Source organism: Kurthia gibsonii (assembly GCF_006539985.1).
Classification (GTDB): domain Bacteria; phylum Bacillota; class Bacilli; order Bacillales_A; family Planococcaceae; genus Kurthia; species Kurthia gibsonii.
The window spans coordinates 27,797-44,176 of the sequence record NZ_BJOB01000006.1; the positions used below are offsets into that span (position 1 = coordinate 27,797).

19 protein-coding genes are annotated in these 16,380 nt (G+C 36.7%); 5 read left to right on the forward strand and 14 right to left on the reverse strand.

The genetic code is table 11. The features are described 5' to 3' along the window. Nucleotides 1-39: 39 nt before the first annotated feature. From gcvH to KGI01_RS03055, 6 genes are all read right to left on the reverse strand, one after another. Nucleotides 40-420, reverse strand: a complete 381-nt coding sequence (gcvH, locus tag KGI01_RS03030; protein WP_141273158.1) for a glycine cleavage system protein GcvH — start codon at nt 418-420, stop codon at nt 40-42. An 82-nt stretch (nt 421-502) separates the two neighbouring features. Further along, the gene (locus KGI01_RS03035) at nt 503-862 is read right to left on the reverse strand and encodes an arsenate reductase family protein (protein ID WP_174795788.1); all 360 of its coding nucleotides are present in this window, start codon (nt 860-862) and stop codon (nt 503-505) included. 329 nt (nt 863-1,191) lie between these two features. Continuing rightward, nucleotides 1,192-2,112, reverse strand: a complete 921-nt coding sequence (locus KGI01_RS14150; protein WP_304364144.1) for a methyl-accepting chemotaxis protein — start codon at nt 2,110-2,112, stop codon at nt 1,192-1,194. Between the two features lie 244 nt (nt 2,113-2,356). Beyond that, the gene (locus tag KGI01_RS03045) at nt 2,357-4,144 is read right to left on the reverse strand and encodes an acyl-CoA dehydrogenase FadE (protein WP_141273162.1); all 1,788 of its coding nucleotides are present in this window, start codon (nt 4,142-4,144) and stop codon (nt 2,357-2,359) included. 24 nt (nt 4,145-4,168) lie between these two features. Further along, the gene (locus KGI01_RS03050; RefSeq protein ID WP_141273164.1) at nt 4,169-5,341 is read right to left on the reverse strand and encodes an acetyl-CoA C-acetyltransferase; all 1,173 of its coding nucleotides are present in this window, start codon (nt 5,339-5,341) and stop codon (nt 4,169-4,171) included. A 17-nt stretch (nt 5,342-5,358) separates the two neighbouring features. Next, entirely contained in the window at nt 5,359-7,749 is a 2,391-nt protein-coding gene (locus tag KGI01_RS03055) for a 3-hydroxyacyl-CoA dehydrogenase/enoyl-CoA hydratase family protein (RefSeq protein WP_141273166.1), read from the reverse strand. Nucleotides 7,750-7,998: 249 nt separating this feature from the next. On the opposite strand from KGI01_RS03055, the gene KGI01_RS03060 reads away from it, so the two are divergent. The 5 genes from KGI01_RS03060 (at nt 7,999) to KGI01_RS03080 (ending at nt 10,349) form a co-directional block, all read left to right on the forward strand. After that, entirely contained in the window at nt 7,999-8,316 is a 318-nt protein-coding gene (locus tag KGI01_RS03060) for a thioredoxin family protein (protein ID WP_068451393.1), read from the forward strand. A gap of 174 nt (nt 8,317-8,490) precedes the next feature. Further along, nucleotides 8,491-8,961: an STAS domain-containing protein gene (locus tag KGI01_RS03065; RefSeq protein ID WP_141273168.1), complete on the forward strand. Its 471-nt coding sequence runs from the start codon at nt 8,491-8,493 to the stop codon at nt 8,959-8,961. A gap of 2 nt (nt 8,962-8,963) precedes the next feature. Beyond that, complete coding sequence (locus tag KGI01_RS03070; RefSeq protein ID WP_141273170.1) at nt 8,964-9,467, forward strand: C39 family peptidase; 504 nt, start codon at nt 8,964-8,966, stop codon at nt 9,465-9,467. A gap of 115 nt (nt 9,468-9,582) precedes the next feature. Continuing rightward, the gene (locus KGI01_RS03075; protein ID WP_255314720.1) at nt 9,583-9,930 is read left to right on the forward strand and encodes a PH domain-containing protein; all 348 of its coding nucleotides are present in this window, start codon (nt 9,583-9,585) and stop codon (nt 9,928-9,930) included. An 89-nt stretch (nt 9,931-10,019) separates the two neighbouring features. Next, complete coding sequence (locus KGI01_RS03080; RefSeq protein ID WP_141273174.1) at nt 10,020-10,349, forward strand: PH domain-containing protein; 330 nt, start codon at nt 10,020-10,022, stop codon at nt 10,347-10,349. 61 nt (nt 10,350-10,410) lie between these two features. On the opposite strand, the gene KGI01_RS03085 is transcribed toward KGI01_RS03080, so the two are convergent. From KGI01_RS03085 to KGI01_RS03120, 8 genes are all read right to left on the reverse strand, one after another. After that, the gene (locus KGI01_RS03085; RefSeq protein ID WP_068451378.1) at nt 10,411-10,641 is read right to left on the reverse strand and encodes a hypothetical protein; all 231 of its coding nucleotides are present in this window, start codon (nt 10,639-10,641) and stop codon (nt 10,411-10,413) included. A 15-nt stretch (nt 10,642-10,656) separates the two neighbouring features. Further along, nucleotides 10,657-11,535 carry a 5'-3' exonuclease gene (locus tag KGI01_RS03090; RefSeq protein WP_141273176.1) on the reverse strand — a complete coding sequence of 293 codons (879 nt, stop codon included), beginning with the start codon at nt 11,533-11,535 and terminating at the stop codon, nt 10,657-10,659. A gap of 76 nt (nt 11,536-11,611) precedes the next feature. Continuing rightward, nucleotides 11,612-12,064, reverse strand: coding sequence for an OsmC family protein (locus tag KGI01_RS03095; RefSeq protein WP_141273178.1), 453 nt, complete (start codon nt 12,062-12,064; stop codon nt 11,612-11,614). A gap of 12 nt (nt 12,065-12,076) precedes the next feature. After that, on the reverse strand, nt 12,077-12,574 hold the full coding sequence (locus KGI01_RS03100) for a hypothetical protein (RefSeq protein ID WP_255314712.1): 498 nt from the start codon (nt 12,572-12,574) through the stop codon (nt 12,077-12,079). A gap of 218 nt (nt 12,575-12,792) precedes the next feature. Beyond that, the gene (locus KGI01_RS03105) at nt 12,793-13,260 is read right to left on the reverse strand and encodes a DinB family protein (RefSeq protein WP_141273180.1); all 468 of its coding nucleotides are present in this window, start codon (nt 13,258-13,260) and stop codon (nt 12,793-12,795) included. Nucleotides 13,261-13,331: 71 nt separating this feature from the next. Next, nucleotides 13,332-14,042, reverse strand: a complete 711-nt coding sequence (locus tag KGI01_RS03110; RefSeq protein WP_141273182.1) for an exonuclease domain-containing protein — start codon at nt 14,040-14,042, stop codon at nt 13,332-13,334. Further along, complete coding sequence (locus KGI01_RS03115) at nt 14,042-14,869, reverse strand: DUF294 nucleotidyltransferase-like domain-containing protein (RefSeq protein WP_141273184.1); 828 nt, start codon at nt 14,867-14,869, stop codon at nt 14,042-14,044. Before KGI01_RS03115 ends, KGI01_RS03110 begins: the two co-directional genes overlap by 1 nt. Continuing rightward, complete coding sequence (locus KGI01_RS03120) at nt 14,847-16,139, reverse strand: ammonium transporter (RefSeq protein WP_087680017.1); 1,293 nt, start codon at nt 16,137-16,139, stop codon at nt 14,847-14,849. The genes KGI01_RS03115 and KGI01_RS03120 overlap by 23 nt, the downstream gene beginning before the upstream one ends. Nucleotides 16,140-16,380 lie beyond the last annotated feature (241 nt).

Below are 16,380 nucleotides of genomic sequence, written 5' to 3' on the forward strand. Positions count from 1 at the left end.
ATCAGCATGAAAACGCGCACCTACATGAAAGGGGTGCTATTAACCTGCGATTACTTCTTCATATTGTTCAGCAGTTAATAAAGCTTCTAGTTGTGCAGCGTCAGAAGGTTTTACAACCACCATCCAAGCTTTTTCGTAAGGTGATTCGTTTACTAGCTCTGGGCTATCTTCTAACTCTTCGTTTACTTCTACTACTTCACCTGAAAGTGGTGCATATAGTTCAGAAACTGTTTTTACAGACTCAACGCTACCGAATGGTTGGTCGATTGTTAATTCATCGCCTACAGATGGTAGTTCAACGAATACGATGTCACCTAGTTCAGATTGTGCAAATTCTGTAATACCGATACGTACTGTACCGTCTTCTTGTAAAACCCACTCATGCTCTTTTGAATAACGTAAATTAGTTGGAATGCTCATTTTTTTACCCCTCCATGAAATATGTAATGTTAATTTCATCTATAGTGTTACATATTTTTTCTGCAAATACAAGTCATTCTAGTTATTTTTTCCAATTTTCAATAAATTTATTTTCATTGAAGCCGACTGTGACACGCTCTCCATCGTACGTAATTGGGCGTTTAATCAACATGCCATCGCTTGCTAATAACTCTAATTGTTCGGATTCTGACATTTCTGCCAAACGATCTTTTAATCCTAACTCACGATATTTCATACCCGATGTATTGAAGAATTTTTTAAGCGGTAAACCACTTTTTTCTTGCATCTCTTTTATTTCTTCAGCTGTTGGTGTTTCTGTCACAAGGTCTTTTGTATCAAATGCAATGTCTTCTTCTTTTAACCAAGCAATTGCTTTTTTACAAGTTGTACATTTTGGATAATGATACACGGTGATTGTCACGATCATTCACTCCATTCTTATTGAATATCCTTATTGTATAAATCTATTAGAAAAGGTGCAACCTATTTCATCACAGATTCATCTAGAAATTCCATACTAGATGTACAATTACCAATTGTAAAGGACAAGCTATGTTTATCATTGAGTTTCTACATATATAATATAGAAAAAAACACAATTGATTAAAACGCTTTTTACTGCAAGACAGCTAATTGTGAACATTCTGAATGATTTTTCCACTACGTACAACTCTTTTTTTCTATTTTAATCTTCAAAACAACAAAAAAAGAACCACATAATACTATGCGATTCTCCTTCTAGTTAATTACTTATTTTTTAATAAATTCATCAAATGTTTCTGTTTGTTTGTTTAACAATTCTGCACGATTTTGAATAGAGTCATAATCGTTCACTACTTCGCCAATAAATGCTTGATTCAAATCTACTATCTTTGAAATGGTATCTCCGGCCTTTTCAATCACTTCGATTTGTTTGGTTACATCTTCAATCATCGTACGAATATCCACAATCGATCTATCGACACTTTGCGACAATTTTCGCACTTCCGTCGCCACAACATTAAATCCAAGCCCATATTCCCCAGCACGTGCTGCTTCAATCCCAGCATTTAATGCGAGTAAATTTGTTTGTTTCGCAATATGCTGAATCACTTTTACTATCTCTTGAATGGCATCTGTCTTTTCAATTAATTGATGAACAGATTGCTGATTTTGATTTGAAATTTCAACAACTGTATGAAAATTTTCATTCAAATTAGCTACATGATCTTTACCTGCACCAGATAAAACATTCATATCATCTGACATGTTTTTTAAGGCAGTCGCTAAATCAATCATTTGATTATTTCTCTCTGTAATATCAAATGCAATTTTCATAATGCCAATTAATTTAAAACGTTCATCACGAATTGGCATATATGTTGCTTCTAACCAGACACTTTTTCCGTTCGCATTTTTTCTTTCTACTTTATCTCGAAAGCTTTTCCCAGATAGCAAATTACGCCAAAATTTTTCATACTCAAAACTATTTGTAAACTCTGTTAAACATAACTCAGCATGTTTTTTACCGATTAATTCCTCTACCGAATACCCCATAGCTTCTGCAAATGGCTTACTTGCATATGTAACATTGCGATTCGTATCAAAGCGAATCACAGCTAAATTTGATTCTAATGCTTTCATCAATAAATCATTCATCGTCCCTCGTTCACGTTCTTGTAACTCTCCCATTAAGATGAGACCCCCATTAATTATAGTACTCACATTATACTTTTCCACACAACAAAAACATAGATTTTTTAGTTCTTTTATCATAATCCATTTAAAAACATATGTCTAAAATGTCATTAATAATGATTTTTGAAGCAGTATAAGGTATGAAAATAAGAAAAAATTGATAATTATTACTGAAAAGTTAATCAAAAAACCTTAGAGTACAATATCATACTCTAAGGTTACTATTTACGTAAGAATATTAAACAATATACTTTTCATTTTCAATTAATTTGCCTGTAGCTTCGCGTTTTTTCGCGACAATATTGTATGGTGTGTGACGTCCCAATTTACGTAGTGCCGATAATAACATACGTAACTCGTCTCCTTCAGTCGCTGTTAGCAATGTTTCTTTTGCTTCTTTTTCGATTTCAGCAAATGCTTCTTGTACAAAAATTTCTGTATATAATACTTTTTGATTTGCTTTTGCTTCACCATCACGTGCAATGGCTTTTTCGGTACGTAATACTACTGACTCCATTGCAAATAATTGATTTGCGATATTTGCGATATTCACTAATACTTCTTGCTCATTTTCAAGTTTTGGACCATATTTCATTGCCGCTGTACCTGCTGCAAGAAGAGCGATTTTCTTCGCCATCTTCACAAGATATTTTTCCTGGGCTAATGTTTCTGTGCCGATTTCTTCTGGCATCATTGAAAGTAGCTCAGCTTGTAATGCTTGTGCTTGTTGTAGAAGTGGTAATTCACCTTTCATCGCTTTCTTCATAAATGTTCCCGGTACAATCAGACGATTTATTTCATTTGTACCTTCGAAAATACGGTTAATACGTGAATCGCGGTAAATACGTTCTACTTCGTATTCTTGCATGTAACCATATCCACCATGTAACTGAACTGCTTCATCTACCACATAATCAAGTGTTTCTGAACCAAACACTTTATTGATTGAACATTCAATCGCATACTCTGCAATCGCAGCTGCTACTTCTTTACCGTCTTTTATTTCTGCTTCTGTTAATTGGCTCATACGATCTTCAAAGTAGCCTACTGTACGATAGATTAATGATTCAGACGCATAAATTTGTGCTGCCATTGTCGCTAATTTTTCTTTTGTTAGGTTAAATGAAGAAATAGCTGTACCAAATTGTTTACGCTCATTCGTATATTTAATTGCTAACTCTAATGCGCGTTTTGAAGCACCCACTGTACCTACTCCAAGTTTATAACGTCCAATATTTAGAATGTTGAATGCAATAACATGACCACGTCCAACTTCACCTAGTAAGTTTTCAACTGGAACTGCAACATCTTCTAAAATCAATGTACGTGTTGAAGATGATTTAATCCCCATCTTCTTCTCCTCTGCTCCTGTTGAAACGCCGGCATATTCACGTTCTACAATAAATGCTGAGAATTTATCACCATCGACTTTTGCATAAACAATGAAAACATCTGCAAATGCTGAGTTTGTAATCCATTGTTTTTCACCATTTAGTACGTAATGTGTACCTGCTTCATTTAAGCGAGCTACTGTTTTCGCACCTAGTGCATCTGATCCTGAACCTGGCTCTGTTAACGCATAGGCTGCTAATAATTCGCCTGATGCTAACTTCGGTAAATATTTCGACTTTTGTTCTTCATTACCGAATAATACGATTGGTAATGAACCAATTCCGACATGCGCACCATGCGTAATCGAGAAGCCACCAGCCGGGGAAATCTTTTCAGCGATTAATGCTGAAGATACTTTATCCAGTCCAAGACCACCATATTCTTCTGGTACATCGGCAGCAAGTAGACCTAAATCGCCTGCTTTTTTCAGTAGTTTTACTGAATGTTCAAACTCATGATTTTCTAGATTTGGTACGACTGGTAACACTTCATTATGCAAATAATCTTCCGTTGTTTTCGCAATCATTAACTGTTCATCTGTAAAATCTTCTGGTGTAAAGATATGTTGGAACTCCGCGTCCTCTGTTAAAAAACTACCGCCTTTTACTACGTGCTTTTGTGTGTTTTCTGTCATAATCAATTCCTCCTCATATGTTTGTTAGATCATTTCAAATACGCCTGCTGCACCCATACCGCCACCGATACACATTGTCACAACACCATATTTTTTTCCTTGTCTTTTTAGTTCATGTAATAGTTTTAATGTTAAAATCGCTCCTGTTGCGCCAAGTGGATGTCCAAGCGCAATTGCACCACCATTAACATTCACTTTTTCAAGATCAATTCCTAGCTCTTTTACTACTTGAATCGACTGTGAAGCAAACGCCTCATTTATCTCCCATAAATCAATATCTTCAATCGTTAAGCCTGCAATTTTTAAAGCTTTTGGTACCGCAACAATAGGACCAATCCCCATAATTTCAGGTGGTACACCGCCGACAGCAAACCCTAAAAACTTCGCCATTGGTTGTAACCCTTGCGCTTCTGCTTCCTCGCGGTCCATCACAAGTACAGCTGCTGCACCATCTGATGTTTGTGAAGCATTACCTGCTGTAACACTCCCTTTCACATGAAAGGCTGGACGCAATTTTTGTAACGTTTCAACACTCGTTCCTTGTCGAACGCCTTCATCCATTTTGAAAGTGAATGTCTTTTCTTGTAGTTTATTTTGCTCATCTACAAAACGTTCCGTTACTTCTACTGGTACGATTTCATCATTAAATTTGCCTTCAGCAATTGCCTGTGCCGCTCTTTCGTGTGAACGTACAGCGAACGCGTCTTGTTCTTCTCGCGTCACACCGTACTTACTTGCAACAGCTTCTGCTGTATGCCCCATTCCGATATAATACTCAGGCGCTTCCTCTGCTAATTTCGCATTTGGTCGAATAACATTCCCCATCATTGGCACCATACTCATCGACTCAATTCCACCAGCTACAATGGCTTTTGCATGTCCGAGCATAATTTTTTCAGCTGCATATGCAATCGCTTGTAAACCTGATGAACAGAAGCGGTTCACTGTAATAGCTGAAGTTGTATCAGGCAATCCTGCCAACGCACCGATATTACGTGCTACATTTAGCCCTTGTTCTGCTTCTGGCATGGCACAACCGATAATTAAATCTTCCACTTCACCTGTATAATTTGCTCGTTTTAGAGCTTCCTTCACAACAAGTCCACCTAAATCATCTGGTCTTACTTGCTTTAACGAGCCTTTTTTTGCTTTTCCAATTGGTGTTCTAGCACCTGCTACGATGACTGCTTCACGCATAATTCAGATCCCCCCTCTTAGTTTCTTAGTGGCTTACCTTTGATTAACATATGTTGCATACGCGCCTGTGTTTTTGGCTGTGCAACAAGTGATAAAAAGGCTTCGCGCTCTAAGTCTAATAAATATTCTTCATCTACAAGAGAACCATATGGTACGAGTCCGCCTGCTAATACATGTGCAATTTTTTTCGCAATTTCTAAATCATATGGCGAGATATAACCTGATTTCAACATGGCATCTGCTCCTAGTAATAAGGCAGCATACCCTGGTGCACCTGATACAGGCACTTTTTCTCGCACTGGCGCTTGATAACCTGCTTGAACTATACCGAGTACTGCTTGTTTAGCATCATACAATTGATGATCTGGATTCACACTAACTGCATCTGTTTGACTTAAGAAACCTAAGTCACGTGCTTCTTCACCTGAAGTAGATGTTTTCGCTGTTGCAATTTTTTCGAATACCGATGCTGCTACTTGTACATAGTCAACTGCTACATCTTTCGGTAAACCTTTTAAGTGTTTCATATATAATTCTTTATTACCACCACCGCCTGGTAATAAGCCAACACCTGCTTCCACAAGCCCCATATACGTTTCTGTTGTCGCCTGAATATGAGCTGCTGGTAAACATACCTCTGTTCCACCGCCGAGCGTCATGCCGAATGGTGCTGCAACGACAGGCTTTTTACTATATTTCATACGAAGTGTGCCTTGTTGGAATTGGCGTACGATATAATCTAATTCGAATAACGCATCATCTTCTGCTTCCATTAAAATCATGGCAAGATTCGCACCAACTGAGAAATTTTTACCTTGATTCCCAATCACAAGTCCTTTGTAATCGTCTGATGTATCTAATACATCAAGTGCATATGTTAGCATTTGCATAATATCTAATCCGAGTGCATTTGATTTCGAGTGGAATTCTAGTAGTAATACACCATCCCCAAAATCGATTACGCTTGCACCAGCATTCGACTTTAATACACCATGCTGTTTTTTATATGTTTTTAAATTGATTTCTTTTTCATTCTTTGGAACAGCTACATACGTTTCACCATTATAGTAGTGTAGTACGTGATCAATCTCTTTATAGAAAGTTTGATGTCCTTCTGCTAATAGTTGTTGAACGAAAGTCGGAATTTTTTGTCCTTGTTCTTCCAATCTTTGAACTGCGCGTTCAACACCGATTGCATCCCACATCTCAAATGGTCCTTGCGACCAACCGAACCCCCAGCGCATCGCTTCATCAATCGCTACAATATCATCTGCAATTTCGCCATGCTTTTCAGCTGCATATACAAGTGTTGGACTAATAATCTTCCATAATAATTCGCCCGCACGATCTTCTGCATAAATTAAATGTTTTAAACGATTCGATAAGCCTTTTAGTTGTTTACTTTGTTCAATTGAAGGAGCTTGCAATTTAGTTGTTGGTACATATTCAAATGTCTCAATATTCAACTCTAAAATCTCTTTCCCTTGTTTCACAAAGTACCCTTTACCTGATTTCGCCCCTAAGTGACCTGCATCAACCATCTTCTGCATATGTGCTGGTACTTCAAATACACGCTGTTCCTCACCGTCTGTTTTGTGATACACCGTATTCGCTACATGGATAAATGTATCCAGACCTACAACATCTAATGTGCGAAGTGTCGCTGATTTTGGTCGTCCAATTAGTGGTCCTGTTACGGAATCCACTTCACCAACTGAATAACCGTCTTCTAGCATAACTTGTAATGTTTTTAACAACCCATATGTGCCAATACGATTTGCGATAAAGTTCGGTGTATCTTTTGCAATAACAACACCTTTTCCTAATACATCTTCTCCGAATGTTTTCATAAATTGAACAATCGACTCATCTGTATAAGATGATGGTACGACTTCAAGTAATTTTAGGTAGCGAGGTGGATTGAAGAAATGTGTTCCTAAGAAATGCTTTTTGAAATCATCTGAACGTCCATCTGCCATGGCATCAATACTAATCCCCGATGTATTTGAACTAACAATCGTTCCTTCTTTTCGAACAGCATCGATTTTTGTATAGAGTGCTTTTTTAATCTCTAAATTTTCAGTTACAACTTCGATAATCCAATCAACTTCACCTAAGCGATGAGCATCATCTTCTAAATTCCCAGTTGTAATTCTTTGTAGACTTCTCTTTGTTGTAAGTGGTGCAGGTTTTTGCTTTTGTAACTTCTGAATTGCCGTATTAGCAAATTTATTTCGAAACGCTGGATGTTCAACAGTGAACCCCTTCGCCTGATCTTCTTCTGTTAATGTCGGTGGTACAATATCGAATAAGTAGGTATCAATCCCACAATTCGCTAAGTGTGCTGCAATTCCTGAACCCATGACGCCCGAACCAAGAACAGCCGCTTTTTGAATACGTCTTACCATGAACAACTCGCCCCTTCCACATTGAATGAATAACCATTCATTTTTTGATTAAAAAAATAGCCATTGGCTTATAAACCCATTCTATGCCAATCTAAAAATGATTGCAACGAAAAAATACGATTTTTCTAATAAAAGTATATTTTTTCTTTATTATACACATTTTCTGTTCTTTATTCCGTACTCGGTACAACATACTATGCGTTTTCTCTAAAAAATTGTAGAATAATAATACATAGGAGGGATTTCATAATGAAACCAATTACAACTGTTGAACAATTCAACGAACTTATTTCGACTGACAAAAAAGTGCTTGTTAAATTTTACGCAGGCTGGTGCCCAGATTGTACACGTATGAACATGTTCATCGATCCAATCATCGAAAAGTACACACAATTTGACTGGTATGAATTAAATCGTGATGAACTACCTGAATTAGCTGAAAAGTACGATGTAATGGGTATTCCTAGTTTACTAATCTTCCAAAATGGTGAAAAACTAGCACACTTACACAGCGCAAATGCTAAATCGCCTGAACAAGTAACTGAATACTTAGATGCAAATATCTAATGAGTGATGAAGTTAATCACTCCAAACTAGCGTGAATTTTCATCATGCTAGTTTTTTTCTCTCTGAACAATCCGTTTTTCTACTTAAAAACTTTTATTTGTCATATTACTATATTTACCCAACTGCTACTTTTCGTCTATACTTAAGAAAATCAGTTAGAGGATGTGATGATGAGTGGCACAGAACTTGGAAGATCAAATTACTTTACTACGTCATGAAATAGCGCAGTACAAATCGATTATTAAAGAAATGTCTGTTCCATTAATTGAATCCAGCTTAAACAATACATTGCTCATGCCTTTAAGTGGTCATTTATTTCAAGAGCGCATTACACAAATTGAAGTAAAGTTATTCAACTACTTACAGGAACATCGTCATGTAAAAACCGTCATTATGGACTTTACAGGAATTTCGCACAAAAATACGATTATGATGTCGATTGATGAATTATCGGATGCTTTACGTAACCTACACATGACTTTAACTGTTGTAGGAATTCGTGTTGTTTATACAGGTTTTCAATCTGAAGTGTTTTTCAATTTTGTTAAATCTTGTTTTAATGAGCAGTTGGAGACTTACCCAACATATCGCCTAGCTCTTGAGCATCTTTATAAAGAATTACATTTTTATACAGAGGATTTTTGAAAATGAAGATTAATTTTGATTGTCCCGTCTATTCACAATATGATTCGATGGTTAAAAAATCATATCGTCCTTCTTCTTGTGGTCCTACTGCAGTTGCTTCGATTCTACATTTTTATAAAGATGATGCTCTGTCTATTAACCAACTTTACGAAGCACTACATTGTACACCAGTTGGATTACCTGCTATTTTTATTCATTGGTTCTTACCGAAGGCAGTACAAGGCAACTATTCAGTTCGAACATTACAGCTTTTTGAAGCGGTGTATTGGATTCAACAAAAACAGCCAGTAGCTGTTAAATTCGATTGCTATTTCACTTGGAAATTAAATCGCCCTTCTTATTTTAAATATCATTGGACGGTTATGACGGGATTTCATTGGAAACGAGATGGTCTTTATTTAATCGTTGAAGATTTAGGTACACCAAGTCGAGCTAGTCGAACACATGAAATTCCTTATGCACCAAATGCACATGCACTCACATTTATAGGAATTCATCCAAAGTAGTGTTTTATTTTACTTTCTTCGCGGTATAAATTTTAAAATTAAATGTAGGAAGGTGCGCCTTTATGGACATATATGCACAGGAAGCGCTCTATAAATTTTATTACCACATGAAAAGATTGAATATTCTTTAAATAGTCTTCATGCAGATGAGAAAATGAATCGTTTGTTTAAATGTTCGACTTTAGTAGCTGCTACAACCGAACGTATTTACTTGCACACGATCGACAATGAAAGTTATCAGATTCGCAGTATTTCATACGAACAGATTGAAGCTATTTATCAGCGAAATCGAGTGTTAAGCGGTCGTGAAATTATTATTTTAACCAAAAATAAAAGATATTCCATTTCACATATCGAAGAGGCGAATTTACATCATTTTATGCAATTTGTACAATCAGCTTTGAAGAAGGAATCAGCATACCGTCTGTTTCAAGAACAAGAATCTGTAGAAACAAGGGCTTAAATGTCCCTTTTCTTTTAACATATGAGGTTTACGTAGACGGTATAAAAGGTATACGGATATATAATATAAAAATAAGCGAGGTGCTTCATATGGAAAATACAACATCAATCTCTACACACTTACATGCTTTTTTAAATAAAAATGAACGTGTTCAAGTGCAATTAGTTGGGAATTTCGCTTATGTCCACGTGGAGACAAAAGGGACTTTATTTGCAACAAACGAACGCATCTGTTTTTATGCGCACGATGATTCAGCATTTTTAACATTTGATTATTATGAAATTGATGCAGTCATCTTACATCCCGACGAAGTAATTTTTTATAACCAAGGTGAACGTCATATTTTATCAGATATCGAACAAGGCAATGTAGAAGAATTTAATCAATTCGTCATTGACCGCATGCAAATTAAATCATAAAAAAACCGTTCGACTACCTCTTCTATTTTTTGTAGAATCCGTGGTCAACGGTTTTTTTATTTTATAGAAATACGCCTATTGCTGTAAAAACAAAAATAATAACTGCCGCTAAGATCAAAATCCATACCGTCGTCAAATCTTTTCGCTCTTTATACTCTCGATATGCAAGCATAAGAAACACGATACACATAAAGACATTAACTAACGGTAAATATTGGAATTGCTTTGTCAGTAGCATGAAAACACCTAGTGCTGCACTACATACACATAGAATCATGACCGAAATTCTCATGTTGCTCACTCCTATCTAACGCATTAATGATGTTATATGTCTTACTACCAAACTATATTCTTCTGCCATTAAGCACTCAAATTTTTCTTCATTCCAAGTTGGTAAAGCTAATTCATCAATTGTTGTCTCAATCATCAAATCTGTTTTTATACGTGCTAATTGTAGTGATAGTTTCAACATTTCTTCATCTGCTTCAATTTTTTTACGTTGTCCTGGTGTTAATTCGCCAATCGAAGCTAAAACTCCTTCTACTGTTCCATATTTTTGAATGAGTTGAAGAGCTGTTTTTGGTCCAATCCCTTTTACACCTGGATATCCATCACCCGAATCACCCATAAATGCTTTTACATCTGCAAAACGTTCTGGTGCAATCGCATACTCTTCTTCAAAACGTTCAATTGTGTAAGGATTATATTCTGAGTAACCTTTTTTTGTTAAAGCAATCGTTGTATTTGGGTTTAATAGTTGCAATAAATCTTTATCACCGCTAATAACTGTAATCTTCGCATCAGATTTCCATTTTTCAACGAGCGATCCAATCGTATCGTCTGCTTCCATTCCTACTTGACCAAAACTTTTCCAACCAATTAAATCTGAAATTTGGCGCGCCAAATCAAATTGTGGTTTCATCTCCTCAGGTGGTTCCGGACGATGTGCTTTATAGTCTTCAAATAAGTCATTACGAAATGTTTGCGACCCCATATCCCAGCAAATTGCAAGGTGGGTCGGATTCATAATCGATTGCGCGCTTAATACATGTCTCGCAAATCCTTGAACACCATTCGTTGGTGTACCATCTTTTTTTCTAAAAAATTGATTCATTGGTGCTGTCGCATGGTATGAGCGGAATAATAATGCCATACCATCCACAAGCATAATATGTGGTTGTGTCATGTGATATCTCCTCTATTCTTTCTTCTAGTATAACAAAAAAAGTGCTCAAAGAAGATTTCTTTGAACACGCTCTTCGCTATTCATTCGCAATTTGAATCGTTACATTTAGCGCTAATTCGACATTTCCACGAATCGCCTTTGAAATCATACACGTTTTTTCGGCTTTTTCAGCTAATCGTTGTACCATTCGCTGCGTGCGCTCATCTGTATTTTTTTCTAACAAAATAGTTGGATGGTGTGTGATTTTTTCATATGTGAAAACACCATTTGTCACATCGACAATTCCTTCTGATGATAGCGTTAAATCAACAGGAATAATTTTCGCGCGTTCCAACATCGCTGCATAGGAGATCAAATAACATGTAGCTGCAGCACCTAACAACATCTCATCTGGATTCGTGCCCACTCCAGGTCCATCCATCTCTTTTGGTATCGAAATTTTCGTTTGGAGCTGACCCGAAGAAATTGTTCCCACTTCATTTCTACCACCAGGCCACTGCGCTTCCAACATAAAGCGATGTGCCGTCATCTAATTCTCCCCTTACTTAGAAAAAGAGTAGTATTGTTGATTATCTGGGTCAAACGCATAACGGTATACACGATCACCTTTTTCAACAGCAACTAAATACACTTCTTTTCCTTCATATGTTTTAATCACATTTGCATAATCTCGGTCTTTGATCACTTTACCACCTTCAGTTCGTACAATGAGAGCCTGTGCTTCTTCCACTTTTGTTTGTGGCATTTTTGAATGGAAAAAGAATGGCGCTGCTAATAATAACGCGTAGGCTGCAGCGAATAACATATATTTTTTCCGGAATTGATTTCCATCAATTAACACAAAATACACAACAAAAAAAGCGATATTCCCTACTATAATATAATCAATTAAATCATCTAAACCATTCACATAATTATAAGGTTTTCCCATGAAGTAGAAATAAATAATTTCGATTAACGATAAAATAATAACACCTAATAGTAGACGTGTACGCTTATTCATTTTTTTGCGCTCTTGTCTTCTCTGTTCTGTATCCATGTAAATCCTCCTTTATCATTGCTTCTATTATACATCATTTGATTTATTCAATATGACCGCATATGAGGACGGTTCACCCATCCAAATGGTTCCATTTAAGTAATACGAATGATTCGTTTAAATTGTTTCATTTATGTATACCTTTTTACCGCGCCCTCTAAATACATAGCAAAATAAAAAAGAAGCTACATCACATCGATGCAACTTCTATTTTTTAATTAAGCTTGCTCAATTGTTGGTCCCATAATCGGTGGAACAGGTAGTTCAGCTTGACGAATTAGCACCGTCATCTGTCCACGGTGATGCGTTTGGTGGTCAATCATACTACGAAGTACTTGTCCAACAGGCATATTTTTTCCGAAAGCTTCTACTCTGCGCTCTAAATCGTGATCAGATAGTTTTGTTGCTTCTTCTTCTACTTTCGCTGCTTTTTTCTTATAAGCTTCTTCTAGTTCTTTTACCGTTGTTGGTTTTTCACCTTCTGGAATTGATGGTACATCTAGCCCTGCTAACCCACCGAAGAAACTCGGTGCATCTACTAAATGACTACTTAACCAACCTAATGTATTATGCCCTTCAACAATTGCTTGATCAAGTTTATCATCTTCTAATGCCTCAATCACTTTTAAAGTTCCTGCTGCTGAATAGTTCCAATCTCGAATAAAATCATCTACTTTACGATACATACTCGCATCTCTCCTTTAGTTATAGTTCCCTTTTATCGTATACACCATAACCAAAAAACACAAATTTTAACCTACCTTTGAATATATTGACTATAGAGTTGTTCTAATGTATTGATATCATATTCCTGTAATTGTTCGACTAAGGTAAGCCAGAGCTGCGCTGTTAACTGTGCATCTCCTAAAGCATGATGACGATTTTTAATCGGCACTTGATAATGTGTACATGCTTCATCTAATGTTATAACAGAAGACGTTACACCACATACTTGCAGTGCGATATGCGTATCAATAATGCGATGTTGGAATTTCTTTTGAAAACATTTTAAATAATACGTTTCTAAAAAATCACGTTCATGTTGGGCATGATGAGCAATCAAAGGTCGGTGTCCGATAAATCGCATAAATTGTTCCAATACATCCCTTAACGGAAATGCATTTGCAATCTCTTTATTTGTGATTCCCGTCAGTTCTTCTACCTCTTTTGAAATCCACCCTTGAATTTTCGTCAGCGCATAAAACTGCTCCGTTGTTACCTTATTTCCCCTTACTTTAATGGCACCAATCGATAAAATTTCATCTCCTCTTAATGCCTCAAAACCTGTTGTCTCGATATCCAATATGACAAATTCATTTTGATGAAAAGGTTGGTCAAAATCACGTGCTAATCGAACCGTTTTCTCTAGTCTTCGTAAATAAGCCATTTGCTCTTTCGAAGCGACTTCATTCGTTAGTCCCGTATGTCCACGCCCAACGAGCTGACGAAATAAGGTTGAAAAATTCATTATGAACACCCGATTCCAATTTTTTCTCTCACATCATTGTGTAATTTACGAACCGATTTCACAAGTTCTTTTATAGCTTTTCGATTGGATGGCTGAATTTCGACGAAAGAAGGCTCTGTCATTCGAATTTCCATAATGGCATCATATAGCTTACAATCTTGTTGCATGCCCGCCATCTTTTGTAATCTTCTACTATTGATGTAAGGTACATATACTGCATTTTTAAAATCGAAATATTTCGATTTTTCTAAAATCAATTTCCCTAACGGTGTCATACTTTTTTTCACCCACGTCGTCGTACAAATATATTTTTCAAGTTGTTCATGACTTTGAGGTTCCGTCCAGTTTTTCACCATCTGTTCATATGATTTATCCCCATAGACAATGCGTAAATCATAAAGCATTTGCAAATGACGAGTCGCTGTTATGTCATCACTGCAATACCATTCCATGAGTTGTTTTTGCCATTCATTTAGCGAACGACACCATGCACGTTCACTCGCCATAACGCCGCCATCACAGTAAGAAAAGCCAATTTGGTGTAGACCATCTGCAATCTCTTGTCCTAATTGTTGAAAATAGCGCTCATGTCCATCGTCTCTATACATAATGCCGTGGTCTTGATCACTTGTTGGAACTAATTCTCTGCGTCCACCACTACCGATGACAAACCATGCGAAGTGACAAGGTGGCTCAGGGTATTTTTTTAGTGCAATTCGAATGACTTGAATCATCGCCCGATCATATAGACCATTTAAAGAACGAATGCCGAGCTCATCTTGCTGAACATCTTCTAACCATTCTTTAATTTCTGTGTAGCTTCTCATCGACTTCACTCCACACTTCTTGTTCACGACGCTTCATATGTTCTGGATAACCAAAACTACCATGTTCACTTAAATCAAGTCCCATAATTTCTTCCTCTTGTGTCACACGTAAAGTTCCCATGATTTTTTTCATGATATACAAGATGATATATGACCCGAAGAATGCAAAAGCACCACATGTCACAACACCTAGTGTTTGAACCCATAATTGTTCGAAACCACCACCATAGAATAAACCTGCTTTACCGACTACAGCTAATTCAGGTGTTGCAAAGAATCCAGTTGATAGCGTTCCCCAAATCCCTGGTACACCATGCACAGATAATGCAAAAATCGGATCATCAATACGTCGCGCTTCCAAGAAACGAGCGCTATAGAAACAAACGATTCCAGCGATAAAACCGATGATGACAGATGCATATACGTCAACGAACGCACAAGCAGCTGTAATAGCGACTAACCCAGCTAATGCTCCGTTTAAAATAGACGGAATATCCGGTTTGCCAAGTACTACCCATGAAATTAAAGTTGCAGCAACAGCACCTGCTGCGGCAGCTAAGTTCGTATTTACAGCTACAAATCCGAAGAAAGCTTCATCTACTGATACAGTTGAACCTGCATTAAAACCAAACCAACCTACCCATAAAATTAAAACAGCAAGTGCTGTATAAACTTGGTTATGACCCGTAATACGATTAGCTGAGCCATCTTTATTAAATTTACCAATACGTGGTTTTAAGAGCATTGTTGCAGCAAGTGCCGCCATCGCTCCAGTTAAATGGACGACTGTTGAACCAGCGAAATCTTGTTCACCGCGTTCTGCTAACCAGCCACCACCCCAAATCCAATGTGCGATGACAGGATAGATGAGTGCGCTAAATAGAATAGTGAAGATGACATATACAGAGAACTTTGCTCTTTCTGCAAAACCACCAAGTGCAACAGTTACAGAAATTCCTGCAAAAGCAAGTTGGAATAAAAAGAAGACGGTTGTAGAAAGGCTCGCATCTTTAATTTGCTCACCTGAAAAGAAGAAGTCGGTCATACCGACGAAGAAGTTTGCATTACTACCGAATATAAAAGCGTAACCTACTGCCCAAAATACGAGTGAAGCGAGACCAAATGTAAAGACTGTCTTACTCGCAACATGTCCCGCATTTTTCATACGAGTTGACCCTGCTTCTAATAAGATAAAACCACCAATCATAAATACGACTAAAATTGCCCCTAACATTGTCCACAAACTGTTCATTAAAAAAGAAACATCCATTGCATAACCTCCCAAATTTTATTCATGTTAGTTTTCCTTACATGAAAGTTTTATATTTCATATTTTACAGAAAAAAATGATGTAGTCAAATGTTTTTTCTGAATATTCTTTTTAATATGTCAGTTTTCCTCACATAAAAAATCTTCAAAAGCTTTATTTATTCTACATTTCTTATCTTTTTTTATATTTATTAAATTTTTTTCTGGAAACGCTTCCTAATTTCCTTTTAAAACAATGTTTT